Raw genomic sequence first — 18,396 nt, 5'->3', positions numbered from 1 at the left:
TAGGTTGATTAAATGGTAAAGAGAACGCAAAAGAAAAACATCAAGAACAGAATGGACGAGATGGCTCAAATTGACGCTTTCTTAATTCCGGCTCATCAAGCAGAAATGTATAAAGTTTTAAGACAAGCAGTAGCCGAAGAAGCCATTGAATATTGGCGAGCAAAATATCCTCAGGTTTCTCGTATAAAGGATAATCCTGATGAAGGCGAGGCTATTCAAATTAAAAATGCTGAGGATCAAGAAGTTTTTCGTTTCTATCTTAATCCTTCTAATATTTCTCAAGCGCAAAAAGCAAGAGATAAAGATCAACTGGATAAGTTTTTAATCAAATTTGAAAATATAGACAAAAATTCCCCACCAATGGTTTAATCAACGGTGGGGTTTATTATTATACCTTCATTTTCAGAGCTTCTTGATAAATTGAAAATAGCTGTCGACCAATTTGAGGAAGGTCGCGTTCGATGGCAATTTCATAGGCTTTTTCTACTAATGAAGGGAGTTTGCCTTCATAGGCTAGTTGAATTTTTTCTTGAAAGGCTTTAAGGTCTATAGCTTTATGAACATTCACACCGTCTTCCAGCCAACCATCAAATACAGGGATATCACGCACAATAAAATCTGTTTTCATGGCGCAAGCTTCAATTGCAGGAATACCTTCAGTTTCTTCAAAAGTCGGGAAAATATAAAGATTGCTCGCTAACAAACCGGCCCGTATATCTTCATTAGGTACATAACCAGCAAATTTTAAGTTAGGTAATTTCGTAGTGACAGCCTTTTTTATTTCATCCGGTACATAGCGCAAGTCAAGATAGCCAAACCAAATAAATTGAATGTGAGGCATCCGTTTGGCTAATTCAACAAAGTCAAGAATCCCTTTGCGTTTTAAGTATAGTCCAATCCCCATTACAACAAAATCATCAGGCTGATAGTCGTACTTTTGACGGAAAACTTTCTTAAGTTTCTCAGTGTCTAGAGGTTGAAATCTAGATAGGTCTATCCCGTTAGAAACAGAATAAATCGGTTGATCGAGACCGTAATTTTCAAGCAGGCTCTTAGAATATGGAGTAGGGGTGATGAGAATATCACCCAAACGGTAACAAGTTAGCAGCCATTGTTTAAAACTAGGTGCTAGAAAATTTGAGAAACGGAAGGAGTTCTCAAAGTCCTCTTTAGTCGAGTGGGCATGATAAATGACTGGAATATTCTTGCGGCGACATTTGGCTGCTAAAAGATAGGATTTAGGGAAGTAGGTATTAATATGTAATAGGTCAAAAGAGTCCTTGGGATTCATGGTATAATCGATTCCCATATATTCCAATGCTTTTTGCTGATGATGAATGGCTTTGCCTAAGCCTGAGCGTTTGATTTGCTCGAGATTGCCTGAATAAAGTAAAACGCGCATCTACTTACCTACTTTCTCTTTTAAAAATCTTAAAAAACTTATTTTTAATGAATGTAATACTTATTTTATCGAACAGGCCCTATTTTAACAAGTTTTACTAAGTCTTGTTAAAGCAATTTAGTCTTTACCAATGATTTGATGTATAATCCAATAGATGAGCAAAGCGACTTTGAGAGGGGGCTTTTTAATGACAGGACATTTTGGTCAAATTTTCTTACTGCCTGGACGCTCGTTACTTGAAAAAGAAATTGAGAGGTTGCAAGTGGATTTATCGCAAGCTGTATTTGAGTATGATGAATTAATTTATAAGGATTGTTTTTATTTAGAAAAGCATTTTTATTTAAATTTTGGGAAAGAATGGCTCAATTTATTAAAAGCTCATTTTCAAGCTGTCTTCTTAGAAAGAAAGTATAGAATAATACGTCTTTATAAGGAAAAGAATCAAAAGCTAAAACTGCAACAGTTAGAAAAAGATTTATCTGTTTATCAGCAGTTAATTATTGAAACGGAAGAAAAGATACAATCAGCAGAACACTCTATCTACGAAGATACTTTAACAGAAGAAGAGGCGCGCTTGATGCGGGGAATGTACCGTCAAATAGTTTCTAATGTCCATCCTCTTCTATATCCTTTACAAACAAAACACCAAGAGGTACTTTATCAAAAAGCCTTGACTGCCTATAAAAGAGATAATAAAGAGATTCTTCAATTGATTTTAGATCATTTAAATGAAGATTATGCTCAAGCGTCTCCATTAAAATTAAGCCAACTAGTCGATGTGAGGAATGCCTTGTTAGTCTCTTTATATGAAAAGAGGAATCAATTGGCCTTAAGACGATCTGATTTTCCTTATCTCATTCGCGATTACGTTCTAAATGATGAATTAGGCGAGAAAATGCGACAAAGTCTGATGCAGAGACGAAGTCAATTTAAGCAAAAAATAAAACAATTGGAGTTAGAAATTGCTAAGTTAAAAGAGAGTTAATCCTCTATTTAGTCCTTTCACTTCAAGACCCAAACTTTTTAACCAAAACCTAAGGTAAATAACAGAGGAGCAATACATGGCAAATAATTTTGAAAAAAACCAACTCTTACAAGCAAGAGTAGAAGATTTAACTCATGAAGGGTTGGGTGTCGCTAAAATTGAGGGTTTTCCATTCTTTATTGAAGGAGCCTTACCGCAAGAAGACATTGAATTTAAAGTCATAAAAATCGGAAAAAAATATGGCTTTGGAAAGTTAGAAAAAGTAGTAAATAAAAGTCCTGACCGAGTAGCCATAACCGATGATATCGGGCGTCAAACGGGAACGATGACCTTACAACACTTGTCTTACGAGGCACAGTTAGCATTTAAAGAAAAGGTTGTGAGAGATGCTTTTGAACGTATTGGGCATTTTAAAGATTTGACCATTCAACCGACTATGGGTATGGATGATCCATGGGGATACCGTAATAAGGCTCAAATTCCAGTTCGGATGGTTAAAAGTAAGTTAGAAACGGGATTCTTTCGAAAAAATAGTCACGACCTCATTCCAGTTGAAGACTACCATATTCAAGATCCCGCTATTGATCAAGCGATTCTAATGGTTCGGGACCTTTTAAGAAAGTACCACATTCCGGCTTATGATGAGCAAGCTCACAAAGGCTGCATGCGTCATTTAATTGTAAGAAAAGGCCATTATAGTGGTCAATTAATGGTCATTTTAGTTTCTAAAGCTAAAAAAATTCCTCAACTTGAAGAATTAATGCAAGAGATGATTAAAAAAATTCCTCAGCTGGTATCAATTATTCAAAATATTAATCCCGCCAAAACAAATGTTATTATGGGAAAAGAGACTTATTGTTTATGGGGAAAAGAGTATTTTGAAGATCAGATGTTAGAGATGACTTTCCGAATATCACCGCAATCTTTCTATCAAATTAATACTCCTCAAGCTGAGCGTTTATATCAGCTGGCTATTGCAGCAGCAGAACTAGATGGCAGTGAGACTGTATTGGACGCTTATTGTGGTATAGGCACCTTATCCTTAGCGCTTGCCAAACATGCTCAAGCGGTCTATGCCATGGAAGTAGTGGTTGAAGCCGTCGAAATGGCTGAGAAAAATGCCGAAATCAATCAGATAGATAATGTGCATTTTGAAGCGGGTTTAGCAGAAGATTGGCTAGCAAGATGGAATCAAGAAGCCATTCGTTTTGATGTGGTGACAGTGGATCCACCGCGCAAGGGATTGGATCCTCAGTTTATTGAAAGCTTAGTGGAACAAGATCCAGCTAAGATTGTCTATGTTTCTTGTAATCCAGCTACCCAAGCGCGTGATTGTCAACTACTTGCTCAAGCGGGCTATCAAGTCAAAAGTATTCAACCGGTTGATCTTTTCCCATTCACTAATCATGTGGAGACGGTGGCGTTATTGTCCAAACTAGATATCAACCAACATATTAAAGTAAAATTAGATATGGATGAGTTAGATGTAACGGCTTCTGAAAGTAAGGCTACCTATGAAGAAATTAAAAATTATGTATTAAAGAAACACAACATGAAAGTATCTAATCTATATATATCACAAGTAAAGAAAAAATGCGGACTTGAAGTTGGTAAAAACTATAACGTCTCAAAGAAAGAAAATCCTATAGTCCCTAATTGTCCACCTGAGAAGGAAGAAGCGATAAGGGAAGCTTTAGAGTATTTTAAAATGATTTAATGTAAGGATATTAGAAAGACAAGCTAGTATTTCAAAAGGGCAAGATAAATGATATACTAGGCATAGTGTCTAAAATAATAATTAAAATGAATATATATTAAATCAGATATAAGGAGAGATAAAATGGGAGTATCTTATAGACCTTTATGGATAGAACTAGCCAAAAGAGAAATGGGAAAAGTTGAATTTCAAGAATATGTAGGTATTTCAGGAAATTTATTAGCAAAGTTAGGGAAAAATGACTACATATCCATGAGAAACTTAGAACAGATATGTAGGAAGATGAAACTTTCTCCTAATGAAGTAATTGAATTCAAGGAGGAAGAAAAAAATGATAACTAAAGACAACCTGAAAGAATTATTAATTTTTTTAGGTTATGAAGAAGTTGACGGTAACTATTCTTATCATTTTGAAGAAACTAACTGTGATATTCTTGTAGACTTTTCAAATGAAAAAATAATTTATCCTACGGAAAAGGGGATGATAGTAAATGAAAGGCAGACTACAAATTTTTCTAGCAATGAGAATTTTGTCGTTTTAGAATGTATTCATAGGCTATTAGAAAAAGGATATAAACCGTCACACATAGAAATTGAAAAAAGATGGTCATTAGGTCATTTACAAAAAAGTGGTCGTGCTGACATATGTGTTATGAACGCTACTGGCAATGATATGCTCTTTATAATTGAGTGCAAAACCTATGGAGATGAATTTGATAAAGAGCTTAAAACATTAAAATCAGATGGTGGACAACTATTTTCATATTTACAACAAGAAAAATCTACAAAATGGCTAATGCTATATGCTTCAAGCTTTAAAGATGGAAAGCTAAACCATCAAATAAAGACAATTCCAGTATTTGATACAGAAGATATCTTAGAAAAAGCAAAAAAAGACAAAAGTATAGACCTATATGAAAATGCAAATTCTAAAGAAAAGACTTTTGAAACATGGGTAGAAACCTATGATCAGAAAACATATGGAGACTTAATTTTTTCTGAGGATACAATTGCCTATAACATTGGAGAAAAACCACTTAGAAAAAAAGACTTAAAAGAGTTTAATCCAAGAGATAAAATTGTAAATAAATTTGAAGAGATATTAAGGCACAATAATGTATCAGATAAGGAAAATGCTTTTAATAAATTAACGGCACTGTTTATTTGTAAACTTGTAGATGAAATAAATAAAGAAGAAGATGATATAGTTGACTTTCAATATAAATTCGGAACAGATACTTATGAGACCCTCTTAGATAGACTTCAAAGGCTTTATAAAGAGGGGATGGATAAATTTATGAAAGAAGAAATATTTTATGTATCATCAGAATATCCTTTAAATTTATTTTCAACCTACAAAGGACAGAATAGGAAAAATGCTATAGAAGATTTAAAAGAAACATTTAGAAAGTTAAAATTCTATTCTAATAGTGATTTTGCTTTTAAAGATGTACACAATGAGGAGCTTTTTAGACAAAATGGTAAAATTCTAGTAGAAGTGGTTAAACTATTTGAACATTACAGGATTGTATACTCATCTAAACATCAATTTTTAGGAGATTTGTTTGAACAACTATTAAATCAAGGCTTTAAGCAAAATGAGGGACAGTTCTTTACACCTATTCCAATTACAAGATTTATTTGGGAAAGCTTGCCAATAAATAACTTAAAAAGTCTTTCAAAGGAAGATGGCTATCCTAAAATAATAGATTACGCTTGTGGTTTTCGTGTCATAATTATGACAACGGCAAATAGTAACGATAGGGACAGGGCTTCAAACCCTTTACAAAAATAAAACACTTCTAAATTCCCCAATTGTGAAAATATATGATTTTGGAAAGTTGAAGGATAAAAGGAGTAAGTATGAATCAAGATATTGATATTACAGGGGTAAGGTTAGAAACCAAATCTCTTATTTTAAGACCCTTTGAGAAAAAGGATCTAAATGATTTTTATGAGTATGCAAAGGTTCCTGGTGTTGGTGAGATGGCAGGATGGATTCATCATCAATCAATTGAAGAGTCTGAGAAAATTTTAGATATGTTCATGAGTGATAAAAAGACTTTTGCAATACAAGACAAAATATCTGGAAAAGTTATCGGTTCTTTTGGTATAGATAAGTACGATGAAAGACTAGCTGGCCAAGAATTCAAAAATTTAAAATGTAGAGAAATTGGATATGTTCTAAGTAAAGATTTTTGGGGGAAGGGATACATGCCAGAAGCCGGTTTAGCGGTTTTGAAATATTGTTTTGAGGATATCGGATTAGATGCAGTTTTTTGTGGATTCTTTAAGAAGAATAATCAATCAAAGCGAGTAAATGAAAAATTAGGTTTTACTTACCTCTTAGAGCATACCTTTAAGACTAGGTATGAAACTGAAGAAGAGGCAATTTTAACCGTAATACTAAAAAATGAATGGGATAATAAGAATAAAACTAATGTTTAAAAGAAACGTGATTCTGTATGATATTTTTAGTTTGTATGGTTAACAATCCACCTAAATTAACAAAAAATCAGCATCTATAAATGTTGATATCGCTATATGATTTTGCAGGTGGAAGTGGTCACTTTTTAACAGAGGGGATTGACCTAATCAATCAGATAAAAGAAAATACCAATAATAATTGGATAGCTGAAAATATCTATGGTATAGAAAAAGATTATAGATTAGCAAGAGTTTCTAAAATCTCTCTTTTTATGAATGGTGCAGGTAGTGGAAATATCATTTTTGGAGATGGTTTAGATAATCATAAAAGCAAAGGAATTGAAAATAACAGCTTTGATATCTTAGTTGCTAATCCTCCCTATTCTGTAAGGGCATTTAAGTCACATTTAAATTTAAAAGAAAATGATTTTGAACTAACAGAATCTATATCAAATGAGGGTAGTGAAATTGAGGTTTTATTCGTTGAAAGGATATCTCAGCTTTTAAAACCTAATGGTATAGCTGCTGTTATACTCCCATCTCCTATTTTGAGCAATACATCAAACAGTTATGTAGGTGCAAGAGATGAGATTTTAAAAAACTTCAAGATAAAAGCTATTTCTCAATTTGCAGATAAAACTTTTGCTGCTACAAATACAAACACGGTCATTTTATTTTTACAAAAATATAACGAGCCACCAAAATATTTTAAAATCATAGAAGATACAGTCCAGGCTGTTTTCAACAATGAGAAAACAGCTGAATGGATGGACAACGAAATATTAGAAGATTATCTTGAGCATATAGGGGTAGAAAAGAATTTATATCTTGAATTTATAGAAGAAGCTAGAGATTATACTGATTTATTGGAAAATAATTATTTTAAAATGTATGTAGATGACTTTAAAAGCTCTACAGAATTAAGAAATTTACAAGGTCGTAGTTCATTTAAAAATCAATCAGAATCAGAACAAAAAGAAAATGTAAACAATATTTTTTATAGCAATATTAAGGAAGTTGAAAAAGAAAAAATATTCTATTTTGCTCTTGTAAGAGAGCAGGAAACAGTGGTAGTAAAATCTCCGACAACGGCAACAGGACAGTATGATTTTTTAGGCTATCAATGGTCTAATCGTAAGGGGAGTGAGGGAATACGAATTAGAAATCTAGGAGGGAGATTATATGACCCTAAAGATAGAAACAGTGATAAACATATAGCTCCTATTATTAGAAATGCATTTAATAATAACATAGTAGATATTGATGATTCTCTAGAGGAATTTATAAATATTATTCAAACAAGGAATATGCTTGACTTTGAAAGGGAAAAGTTTGATAAGGGTATAAGCCTGATTAAAAGAGAAGTCATAAAGATTAAAAGTAAATATACTGTAAAGAAAATAAAAGAGATAAATGAATTGAGTATAATTAGAGGAGTAACATATCCTAAGAATAAAGAAAGTTTAAATATTACTAGTAATATTGTTTTAACTGCTGATAATATAACGTTGCATAATATTTTAGATATAAAAAAAGAAATTTATATTGAAGATGACTACGAATTACCTGCAGAAAAACAACTGTTAAAAAATGATATTTTCATCTGTTTTTCTAGTGGGAGCTTGAAACATATTGGAAAAATGGCATTTATATATGAAAACCTTAAAAAATATGCTGGTGGATTTATGGGAATAATAAGATTAGGATCGATAGAAGAAATACTCCCTAAATATTTATTTTTGGTTTTATCATCAAATAAAATTGATCAACAAATAAAAAGTATTGCATTAGGTGGGAATATAAAAAATATTTCATCAGATTTTGAAAATATAAAAATCCCAGTACCACCTATAGAAGTACAAAAAGAAATAATATCAGAATGTGAAAAAATAGAAGAAAAATATGAAACTACTCGTATGAAAATAGAAGATTATCAATCTCAAATTCAGAAAATATTTGAAGATCTTGAAGTCATAAAAAATGATGGGGGGGGTACAAACTAAGTGATACCAACGTGTTCAGCCTGTCTATTGGAAAGAGAGTTCTACAAAGTGAATTAACAGAAAAAGGTATACCAGTATACAGTGCCAATGTATTTGAACCTATGGGTAATATAGATAAAGCATTAATTGAAAGTTTTGAAACTGACTATATTGTGTGGGGGATAGATGGAGATTGGATGGTAAATATTTTTGAAAAAGGATATGAATTTTATCCAACTGATCATTGTGGATATATGACTATTGATGATAGTAAAATAAATCCTAGATATATGACTTATGTTTTAGAAAAAGCTGGAAAATCAGTAGGGTTTTCAAGAAGTCATAGAGCATCAATAGATAGAGTTAAAAGTATAACTATAAATGTTCCAAACATAAAGAAACAAAATGAAGAAATGGGAAAAGTTATTAAACTAGAAAAAGAAATTAAAAACTTAGAAAAAAATCAAATTGACTTAAATAGTGAAATAAGTAAAGTTCTTAATTCATATTTACAGTAGCAGAGAAAGCGATTAGAAATAAAACTCTAGTCGCTTTTTTTATGTCTAATTTTAAGAGGAGATGAAGAAATGAAAAATACAAAAAGATTAAATCAAGTAAAATATGAGATAGAAAATTTATTAGAAGAAAAAGAAAAATGTGAATTTGAACTTGAGCAATTAAAGAACCAAGAGAAGAAAATCAAAAGACAGATTAGTCAGAGAGAAAGGAAGAAAAGGACAAAAAGACTAATAGAAAGAGGGGCAATCTTAGAAAGCTATATTGAGAAAGCAGAAGAAAAAAGCAATGATGAAATTATTGAAATATTAGATAAAGTTTTTCTGAATATGGATTGATAGGAAAAAGGAAGAAGTTTTGAAAGAGAAAATAACATAATCAATCCCTTAGATTTTCTAAGGGCGCAATTATACACCCTAAAGGGTGTCCTTGCGACCTGCGGTGCTTGGCCCTTGCAGGGAGCAATAAAAGGCTAAAGCCTTTATCAAATTTTTCTAAAATACAATTTCATAAAAATATCCATTTGCTTTTTTATAGTCAAGGGTAAAATAAACTCGCTACCGCTCGCCCTTGACAATAAAAATTTGAAATGAATGGTAATCATTAAGCCGACATACTGAAATAAGAAAGTAAGTTTAGTATCGTCGGCTTTTTTTATTTTATCATTTCAAAACGCTCATTCACTAATTGGAGGTTCAAAAAAATTTATTAAGACCGACACCAAAAACAAGAAAGGAAGTTAGAAGATGGCAGAGAGTTTTCATTTTAATATTTCTATGGTAAGTAGAGGAAAGGGGAAGTCAGCAGTTTCTAGTTCAGCCTATATATCAAGAGAGAAAATAACCAATGAATGGGACGGAGTAACCCATGACTACCATAACAAAAAAGACTTAATCTACAAGGAAATATTTTTACCTGAAAATGCAAAAGAAGAATTTAAAGACAGGGCAACTTTATGGAATAGTGTGGAACTAAATGAAAAAGCAATCAATGCTCAACTGGCGAGAAGTTTTATTATAGCCTTACCCAAAGAATTAAGTATTGAAGAAAATAAAAAACTTATAGCAGAATTTATTGAAAGTAATTTTGTATCACAAGGAATGATAGCAGACCTTGCTATTCATGATGAAAGTGATGAGGGAAATCAGAATATTCACGCTCATATTATGACAACAGTCAGACCACTAAATGAAGATGGATCATGGGGGCAGAAAAGCAAAAAAGAATATGTCTTTGATGAAAAAGGGGAGCCAGTCCTTACAAAAAGTGGTAAACAAAAAACAAGAAAAATAGAACTCACTGATTGGAATAATCGGGGCAATGCTGAAAAGTGGAGGGCAAACTTTGCAGATTTATGTAATAAGTATCTTGAAGAAAATAATCTTCAAAAAAGAGTAGACCATCGTTCCTATGAAAGACAAGGACGAGATGAAATACCCACCATTCATATGGGAGCAAGTGCTTCTGCCTTAGAAATACAAGGCATAGAAACAGAAAAAGGGAATATCAACCGAGAGATTAAAAAACATAACAGCTTAGTCAAGGAAATTAAGAATAGATTATCTGAAATCAATTCATGGTTAGGAAGTTTAATCGGAAAACTTCAATCAAAGTATGATGAATATAAACAAGATAAAAAAGATGAGTTAGAGAACAAGGCAGAACTCTTTAATCTCTATGAATACATCTCAATTTACCATGATATTCAAGTGGATAAAAGAAAATACCTAAATAGTTATTGGAGAGAAAAGAAAGGTTTAGCCGACCTTAAACGATTTGCTAGTGCGAGAGTATATCTTCACGATAACAATTTAGAAACCATAGCAGATTTACAAGGGAAAATAGATAGCTTACAGGCTAAAAATAGAAAAGTATCAAAGGAAATAAAGGATAAGACAGAAGAAATAGACAAGCTGAATAAGTGCTTAGTCTATGCTGATATTATTAAAAACACAAAGGGAGTATATCAGACATGGGATAATAAAAAGGTATTTAAAGATAGCTACTACAAGCAAAATCAAGCAAAAATAGATAAATATAAAAGAGTGAGAACCTATTTAGAAAAGCAAACAGGTTCATCAGCCATAAAACCTAAAGAGTGGAAAAAGCAAGTTAATGATTTAGAGATAGAAATTGAAAGATTAAATCAAACAAAAGAAAATATTAAAGATGATTTTTCAAAGATTAATCACATTAAGTATGCAGTAAAAATAGTTAATGATGATTATGGCATTGACCTATCCATTGAAATAGACAAGTCAGTAAAGAGGGGAGAAAAGCCAAGTATCATTGAACAGATAAAAAAATTTGAAAAACAACAAGAAAAAGATGATGGATACAGACAGAAAGCAAGGGAGAAATACCAAAAAAATGAAGAAAGATAAGCACCGTTTAGAAAATAAAAGATGAAGTCCTAAATAGGAACAACATAAAAAAATAATTAGGAAATAGAGGACTGAATAAATTGTTCAGTCCTTATGAATTTAAGGAGGAGAAATGAGCGATAATAAAAAATACTACTATCTAAAACTAAAGGAAGATTTTTTTACAAGTGAAACTATAATTTTACTTGAAAGCATGAAAGACGGAGTTATGTATTCAAACATTCTACTAAAACTATATCTAATGAGCCTTAAAAACAATGGAAAGTTAATATTTAGAGATAATATACCTTATACAACAGAAATGATTGCTACTATAACTCGTCACCAAACAGGAACAATAGAAAGAGCAATTAATATATTTTTAGAACTCGAATTAATAGACCAATTACCTGATAACATTTTATATATGGCAGATATAGAATTATTTATAGGGAAATCATCAACAGAGGGGGAAAGAAAGAGAAGAGCAAGGCTTGAAAACAAAAAGAAACTAATAGCTTTAACGGACAATTGTCCACCAGAGTATAGAGATAAGAGAATAGAGAATAGAGATAAGAGAATAGAGGGGATAGAAAAAGACCAAATGTCCTCCACCCCCTTTTATGGTCAATTTAAAAATGTTAAGTTATCAGGAGAAGAATATAAAAAACTAGAGGAAGAGTTAAAAGACCACACTAAAATCATGGTAGATAAATTATCAAGGTATATGGAAAGTAGTGGTAAAGACTATAAAAACCACTATGTAACAATCCTTAACTGGTATGAAGAAGATAAGAATAAACTTATAAATAAATCAGATAAAAGAAAAACTACATCTAACTATGATGATAGTCCTAGCATATAAGAGGGTGGACAGGGATTTTTAGATGAGTTAATAGAAAAGATGATTAATTCTATAGGGAAGAATAAAAAAAGCCTTTAAATTAGCTTACACAATTTAAGAAATGAAAATCAATAAGAAGTACAAGGCGATTAGAAAAGTAAAAAATTCTAGTCGCTTTTTTATTACCACAAAGGGAGTAACGAATTGTTACCCCCTTATTTTTTTAGGAGGAGAAAATGACAGATAAAAATAATAACACCATAAAAATCAAAGGAGTTAATTTTAAGTACAATCTTGATAGGGATTATGAAAAAGAGGGGCATGTTTACTGTAAGTCTTGTAATGAACAAGTAGATGGAGAAGTAATAGACTTTATAAATAAAAAGATGATATTTAGAAGAGCCTGTAAATGTGATAGGGAAAGAGAAAAACTTGAAAAAGAAAGACAAAGAGCCTTAAAGGTGGAAGAAATTAAAAGAAGATGTTTTGTAGAAAGAAGTCAAAGTCAGTATACCTTTAGAAACTCTGATGAAGTCATAGATAAAGACCTAATCAGAAAGGCGAGAAACTATGTAGAGAAATTTGAAGAAATGAAAAAGGATAATATCGGTTTAATCATCTATGGGGGAGTGGGAAGTGGAAAAACCTATCTTACTTGTTCCATAGTTAATGATATCATTGAAAAACACCTTTATGAATGTAAGGTTATGAATTTTTCTCAAATACTAAATGATTTACAAAAGGGTGGATTTAACCTTGATAGAAATGAATATATAAATAGCCTAGCAAGTAAGACCCTACTAGTTCTTGATGATTTTGGCATAGAAAGAGATACAGAGTATGCTCTAGAACAAGTCTATAATGTGATAAATGCAAGGTATCAGAAAAGTAAACCGACCATTATCACAACCAATATAGATTATAGAGAACTGGAGAGGGAACAAGAAAACCTAATGCTGGCAAGAATTTATTCAAGAATACTAGAAATGGGAGTACCCTTAAAAGTAGATGGTAAGGACAGACGAAAAGAAAAACGAAAAGACAAGATAGCAAAAGCAAAAAAATTAATAGACAACTAAGAGCGACTAGAAAAGTAAAAAATTCTAGTCGCTTTTTTATTATCAAGAAGGTAGTAAGAATGTCACATTCTATTTTTAGAACGAAATAACAAGCTTAAAAGTCTCAATGTAGTCTCAAAAGAGTGTCAATCTTCGAGAAAAGCGGTCCAATAGGGTCATTTTTTCACTTTATAAAGTAGAGGGACATTTACTCTATTTGATCTTTGACAACTGAATAGACCACAACGAGACGTTATCCATTTAAGGAGCATGAGCTTAGATACGCCTAGACCTTCCTGCTTAGTAATCGGTTTAAATGAATACTAGAAAATTCTAAGGATAGAAGGAAGCAAGCGATAAATAAATGAGTTTAATTAAGGCGTGGAAACCTTAAGCGATGAATTAAGTGGTGATAATGATACTTCTACAGTTGACGCTGGCCCATCTAGAACAGGGGCAGAGGTGAGATGCCTATGTAGCAATTCCATTGCACTCGTTTATGTCATAAAACTAAATAATTCGCAAACAAGAAAGGAGGTGAGAGATTGGAGTATCAATGGAATGGATTAGCTAACTTATTAGCGGATTTAATTGGAAAATATGCTGAAGATTTGGATGTTAATAATTTGCCTAATCCTATTCCAATTACTTCTGATAATGAAGATGAAATAAAAGATATAAATTTTACAAAACTATCGCAGGAAAAAGGATTTAAATGATATAATAGTCGTGAGATAAATGTCCAAACTATTTTAAGAAAGCGAGGGTTTTGTATGAGAAAAGAGAAGAAAAAAGTTTATATTTACACGAGAGTTTCAACCACCTTGCAAATAGATGGATATTCTTTAGAGGCTCAAAAAGCTAAGATGAAAGCATATGCTGACTTTAATGACTATGAGATAGTCGGTGAGTATGAAGATGCTGGCAAATCAGGAAAATCTATTGAAGGGCGTGTTGCTTTCACACAAATGATGCAAGATATTAAGTCTGGTAAAGATTGCGTTTCCTTTGTCCTAGTTTATAAGCTGTCTAGATTTGCAAGAAATGCAGCTGACGTTCTATCAACTTTACAGGTCATGCAAGACTTTGGTGTAAATTTAATTTGTGTTGAAGATGGAATTGATTCATCAAAAGATGCTGGCAAGCTCATGATTTCTATTCTTTCTGCTGTTGCTGAAATTGAAAGGGAAAATATAAGAGCTCAATCTATGGAAGGTAGATTGCAAAAGGCAAGAGAAGGCAAATGGAATGGTGGGTTTGCTCCATATGGATATCAGCTTGTTGATGGTGAGCTACAGATAAACGAAGAAGAGGCTTATGCTATCCGTGTTATATTTGATAAGTATGTCAATACCACTATGGGAGCAAACAGCATAGCGAGATATTTAGACAACCAGGGCATAAAGAAGATTCCCAGACAAAATGGAAAGAATCCACTCTTTAGTGCAAGTCTAATCACTCGTATTCTAAAAAATCCTATCTATAATGGCAAAATTGCTTATGGTAGACGAAGAACAGAAAAGAAGCATGGGACACGTAATGAATATCAATTGGTAGAACAAGATGATTATTTAGTAGCTGATGGTATTCACGAGGCAATTATCAGTAATGAAGTATGGGAAGCAGCTCAGATTAAGGTCGCAAGCCAAGCTAAGAAATATGAATATTTACATAAGCCAAGAGGAACAACCACTCATTTGCTATCTGGCTTAATCAAGTGTCCTATTTGTGGTGTTGGCTTATTAGGCAATAAAAGCGTTAAGTATAAAAAAGATGGATCAAAGTATAAAGACTTTTTTTATTATGGATGTAAGCATAGAAAAAAAGTTCGTGGTCATAAATGTACCTTCAATAAACAAATTCGAAAAGAAATATTAGATGGGGCAGTAGCTGAAGTGATTACCAAGTTGGTAAGTAACCCAAAATTTGCTCGTCTAATGCAAGAAAAAATTAACATGAAGGTTGATACAAGTAATATAGATAATGAGATAGAAAATTACGAAAACGAGCTGAGAAAAAGTAACTTGTTAAAATCAAAAATCTTAGAAGATTTAGATAACTTAGATGTTGAGGATAAGTATTATAGTCGGATCAAAGAGGATTTCGAAAATAGATTATATAAAGCATATGACAAAATTGAAGTGATAGAGAGAAGTCTTATAGATTTAAAAGCGAAAAGAAGAAATATTGAAGCTGAAAAATTAACAGGGGATAATATATATAAGATATTGATTTATTTTGATAAATTGTATGATCTTATGAATGATGAAGAACGAAGAAAACTTATGGAAGTTCTTATTGAAGAGATTGAAATATATCAAGATAAGCAACCAAATGGACAATGGTTAAAATCTATTACTTTTAAGCTTCCAATCATTGAGGAAGATACATTAATAGGTTTGGAAAATGGAACACATGTGGAGACGGTAGCTTTATTAACAAAACTCAATAAATAAGATTTTAAACCAATGAAATTAAGAGCTGTTCCAATTTTCTTCAATAAGGAATTGGAACAGCTCTTTTTTATATGAAAAGTATAAATTGTATTAAATGATAAATAATACAATCAAATTAAAGTTTTTTAAAACGATCTTCGATTATAATCCTTTCGTCTTACTTCTATAATTAAGCTATAAAGAAAAAATACATTTTTGAAAGGAAAACATTATGATAGGAGAAAACATTTTACTCAGTTCCGTGTTTGTTGCCGGATTATTGTCATTTTTTGCACCCTGTACCTTCCCCTTAATTCCAGTCTATATTGGTTTTATGACGGATGAAGCAGGAGAATATCAAAAATTAAAAATTGGCAAGTTCGAAATCAATAAGGGAGGCATTATTAAAACCATGTCCTTCGTATTAGGACTTTCAACCAGTTTTATTATTTTAGGTTTTGGCGCAGGATGGTTAGGCCAAGCCCTAAATAATTCTTCCATTTTAATCTTTGCAGGCTTTTTAGTTTTTTTACTGGGTGTCCACCAAATGGATATCATCCACTTTAAAAAACTGGATCGTATGCGTGGAATACAAGTGAATGTAAAACAGAAAAAAGCCTTAGGAACCTATCTGATGGGTGTTTCCTTTAGTCTTGGCTGGACACCTTGTGTAGGACCAATATTAGGAGCTGTTTTAGTCACTTCCGCCAGCGGAGATACTCAATTTTACGGAGCCTTCTTGATGTTAATTTACTCATTAGGGCTAATGATTCCCTTTTTGATTATGGCGATTCTATCCACTTATATGTTAGACCGTGTTAGCTTTTTCAAAAAACATCTGGTAACCATCAAACGAACAGGTGGCTTCTTGGTAATGATAATGGGAATCGTCCTAATGACCAATCAACTTCCCAACTTAGTCGCTTATTTTAATAACTTATTCAATTAGGAGGAAATGAAATGAAAAGATTTATATTATTACTAGCTGTCGCTTCAATCGCAAGTGGTTGTGCCTTAGCTTCCAACCAAGAGACTACAGATGGCGAATCGAACAATTCAGCCCAAGAGCTTAAAAAGACAAATAAAGTTTCAGAGGATTCAAGCATATCTTCAAAAAGAGAAAGTGCTTATGATTTCACCTTAAAAGATTTAAAGGGAAAAGATTATTCTTTAGCAGAACAAAAAGGCAAGCCAGTTTATGTCAAGTTTTGGGCATCCTGGTGTCCGGTTTGTTTAGCTGGCTTAGAAGATTTAAATACTTTAGCTGGTCAAGAAAATGACTTTGAAGTTGTAACGATTGTTTCTCCTGGTTATAACGGGGAGAAAAACAAAGAAGATTTTATGGAGTGGTTTAATTCGCTAGAATACAATAATATGAAAGTACTTTTAGATGAAGAGGGTCAGACCTTTGCTAATTATGGAGTACGTTCAATGCCAACTAATGCCTTGATTGATAGTCAAGGGGTGCCAGTAAAGATTATTCCAGGTGAAATTCGCAAAGAAACATTAACTCAATTGTTTGAAGCCTTAGCAAAGGAGAATTAAGATGAAAAAGATATTCGTTTTATTGGCGTTTGCCCTATTTTTAGTCGCTTGTTCACAAGTGAGTTCTAACAATAAAGTGAATGACAGTAAATTAGCTGAAATTGACGCCATATTGGATCAAGAGAAAGCTAAAAGCAAAGTGAACCCTAACAAAGACATCGATTATTCTTCTGCTGATTTGAAAAAAATTTATTTAGCCGGTGGCTGTTTCTGGGGTGTTGAAGCCTATATGGAAAGAGTCTACGGTGTTGCAGATGTAATCAGTGGCTATGCGAATGGAAACAAGAGGGAAGTAAGTTATGAAGAAGTGATTAAAGGATCGGGCCATGCCGAAACGGTTGAGGTGACCTATGATCCGGAGCGCATTTCTTTAGATGGACTGTTAGATTATTATCTAAAAGTAGTTGATCCAACGAGTAAGAACCGTCAAGGAAATGACCGCGGTGTTCAATACCGCACAGGTATTTATTTTACTGAAACTACTGATCAAGCGATCATTCAAGCTCGCTTAGATAAAGAACAGGCCAAATATCGTAAAACCATTCAAGTAGAAGTAGAAGAATTGAAAGATTTCTATCCAGCTGAAGAATATCATCAAGATTATTTAGAGAAAAACCCCAATGGCTATTGTCATATTGATTTGAATAAGGCTAATGAACCTTTAATTGATCCGGCTCTATATCCAAAGCCAAGTGATCAAGAGCTCAAAGATAAATTAACAGCCATACAATATAAAGTAACGCAAAAAAATGATACAGAGTCTTCTTTTTCTAACGAATATTGGGATAATGAAGCAGCGGGAATTTATGTCGATGTAGCTACGGGTGAACCTCTCTTTAGTTCAAAAGATAAGTTTGATTCTGGCTGTGGCTGGCCATCTTTTTCTCGCCCCATCGCTAAGGAAGTCGTAACATATAATGAAGATTTAAGTTATAATATGAGTAGAATCGAGGTTAGAAGCCGTGCAGGCGATTCACATTTAGGTCATGTGTTTGAAGATGGGCCTGAAGAATTAGGCGGTTTGAGGTACTGTATTAATAGTGCTTCAATTGATTTTATCCCATTAGAAGAAATGAAAGCTGCAGGCTATGAATCCTTAATAAATTTTGTGAAGTAGGTTAT

The 18,396-nt window shown here is 32.5% G+C and carries 18 protein-coding genes; 17 read left to right on the top strand and 1 reads right to left on the bottom strand.

Annotated elements, in window-relative coordinates; genetic code table 11:
* Positions 1 to 12: 12 nt before the first annotated feature.
* The gene (locus ACQV2S_RS03100; RefSeq protein WP_428873458.1) at positions 13 to 369 is read left to right on the top strand and encodes a hypothetical protein; all 357 of its coding nucleotides are present in this window, start codon (positions 13 to 15) and stop codon (positions 367 to 369) included.
* Positions 370 to 388: 19 nt separating this feature from the next.
* Here ACQV2S_RS03100 and ACQV2S_RS03095 read toward each other — a convergent pair whose 3' ends face one another.
* On the bottom strand, positions 389 to 1,402 hold the full coding sequence (locus tag ACQV2S_RS03095) for a glycosyltransferase (protein WP_428873459.1): 1,014 nt from the start codon (positions 1,400 to 1,402) through the stop codon (positions 389 to 391).
* Positions 1,403 to 1,589: 187 nt separating this feature from the next.
* On the opposite strand from ACQV2S_RS03095, the gene ACQV2S_RS03090 reads away from it, so the two are divergent.
* From ACQV2S_RS03090 to msrB, 16 genes are all read left to right on the top strand, one after another.
* Entirely contained in the window at positions 1,590 to 2,387 is a 798-nt protein-coding gene (locus tag ACQV2S_RS03090) for a hypothetical protein (RefSeq protein ID WP_428873461.1), read from the top strand.
* 76 nt (positions 2,388 to 2,463) lie between these two features.
* The gene (rlmD, locus tag ACQV2S_RS03085; RefSeq protein WP_428873463.1) at positions 2,464 to 4,104 is read left to right on the top strand and encodes a 23S rRNA (uracil(1939)-C(5))-methyltransferase RlmD; all 1,641 of its coding nucleotides are present in this window, start codon (positions 2,464 to 2,466) and stop codon (positions 4,102 to 4,104) included.
* Positions 4,105 to 4,227: 123 nt separating this feature from the next.
* Positions 4,228 to 4,446 carry a helix-turn-helix domain-containing protein gene (locus ACQV2S_RS03080; RefSeq protein WP_428873464.1) on the top strand — a complete coding sequence of 73 codons (219 nt, stop codon included), beginning with the start codon at positions 4,228 to 4,230 and terminating at the stop codon, positions 4,444 to 4,446.
* Positions 4,436 to 5,899, top strand: coding sequence for an N-6 DNA methylase (locus tag ACQV2S_RS03075; RefSeq protein WP_428873466.1), 1,464 nt, complete (start codon positions 4,436 to 4,438; stop codon positions 5,897 to 5,899). Before ACQV2S_RS03080 ends, ACQV2S_RS03075 begins: the two co-directional genes overlap by 11 nt.
* Positions 5,900 to 5,967: 68 nt before the next feature.
* The gene (locus ACQV2S_RS03070; protein WP_428873467.1) at positions 5,968 to 6,552 is read left to right on the top strand and encodes a GNAT family N-acetyltransferase; all 585 of its coding nucleotides are present in this window, start codon (positions 5,968 to 5,970) and stop codon (positions 6,550 to 6,552) included.
* A gap of 80 nt (positions 6,553 to 6,632) precedes the next feature.
* Positions 6,633 to 8,534, top strand: coding sequence for an N-6 DNA methylase (locus tag ACQV2S_RS03065; RefSeq protein WP_428884999.1), 1,902 nt, complete (start codon positions 6,633 to 6,635; stop codon positions 8,532 to 8,534).
* Positions 8,535 to 8,545: 11 nt separating this feature from the next.
* Positions 8,546 to 9,031 (top strand): restriction endonuclease subunit S, encoded by a 486-nt coding sequence (locus tag ACQV2S_RS03060; RefSeq protein WP_428884998.1) that lies wholly within the window; start codon positions 8,546 to 8,548, stop codon positions 9,029 to 9,031.
* A gap of 69 nt (positions 9,032 to 9,100) precedes the next feature.
* Positions 9,101 to 9,367 (top strand): DUF3847 domain-containing protein, encoded by a 267-nt coding sequence (locus ACQV2S_RS03055; RefSeq protein ID WP_428873470.1) that lies wholly within the window; start codon positions 9,101 to 9,103, stop codon positions 9,365 to 9,367.
* A gap of 408 nt (positions 9,368 to 9,775) precedes the next feature.
* Positions 9,776 to 11,413, top strand: a complete 1,638-nt coding sequence (gene mobQ / locus ACQV2S_RS03050; protein ID WP_428873471.1) for a MobQ family relaxase — start codon at positions 9,776 to 9,778, stop codon at positions 11,411 to 11,413.
* 112 nt (positions 11,414 to 11,525) lie between these two features.
* Positions 11,526 to 12,257, top strand: a complete 732-nt coding sequence (locus tag ACQV2S_RS03045) for a phage replisome organizer N-terminal domain-containing protein (protein ID WP_428873472.1) — start codon at positions 11,526 to 11,528, stop codon at positions 12,255 to 12,257.
* A gap of 215 nt (positions 12,258 to 12,472) precedes the next feature.
* Complete coding sequence (locus ACQV2S_RS03040) at positions 12,473 to 13,315, top strand: ATP-binding protein (protein WP_428884997.1); 843 nt, start codon at positions 12,473 to 12,475, stop codon at positions 13,313 to 13,315.
* 524 nt (positions 13,316 to 13,839) lie between these two features.
* Positions 13,840 to 14,013, top strand: coding sequence for a hypothetical protein (locus tag ACQV2S_RS03035; RefSeq protein WP_428873476.1), 174 nt, complete (start codon positions 13,840 to 13,842; stop codon positions 14,011 to 14,013).
* Between the two features lie 54 nt (positions 14,014 to 14,067).
* Positions 14,068 to 15,750 (top strand): recombinase family protein, encoded by a 1,683-nt coding sequence (locus ACQV2S_RS03030; protein WP_428873478.1) that lies wholly within the window; start codon positions 14,068 to 14,070, stop codon positions 15,748 to 15,750.
* A gap of 211 nt (positions 15,751 to 15,961) precedes the next feature.
* Positions 15,962 to 16,678: a cytochrome c biogenesis CcdA family protein gene (locus ACQV2S_RS03025; RefSeq protein WP_428873480.1), complete on the top strand. Its 717-nt coding sequence runs from the start codon at positions 15,962 to 15,964 to the stop codon at positions 16,676 to 16,678.
* 11 nt (positions 16,679 to 16,689) lie between these two features.
* A complete protein-coding gene (locus ACQV2S_RS03020; protein WP_428873481.1) occupies positions 16,690 to 17,274 on the top strand; it encodes a TlpA family protein disulfide reductase in 585 nt (194 codons plus the stop codon).
* Position 17,275: 1 nt separating this feature from the next.
* Positions 17,276 to 18,391, top strand: a complete 1,116-nt coding sequence (gene msrB, locus ACQV2S_RS03015; protein ID WP_428873483.1) for a peptide-methionine (R)-S-oxide reductase MsrB — start codon at positions 17,276 to 17,278, stop codon at positions 18,389 to 18,391.
* The last annotated feature ends 5 nt before the right edge of the window (positions 18,392 to 18,396 follow it).

This window comes from Facklamia sp. P13064 (genome assembly GCF_050409425.1).
Classification (GTDB): domain Bacteria; phylum Bacillota; class Bacilli; order Lactobacillales; family Aerococcaceae; genus Facklamia.
This window is presented reverse-complemented; position numbering and strand designations above follow the sequence as displayed.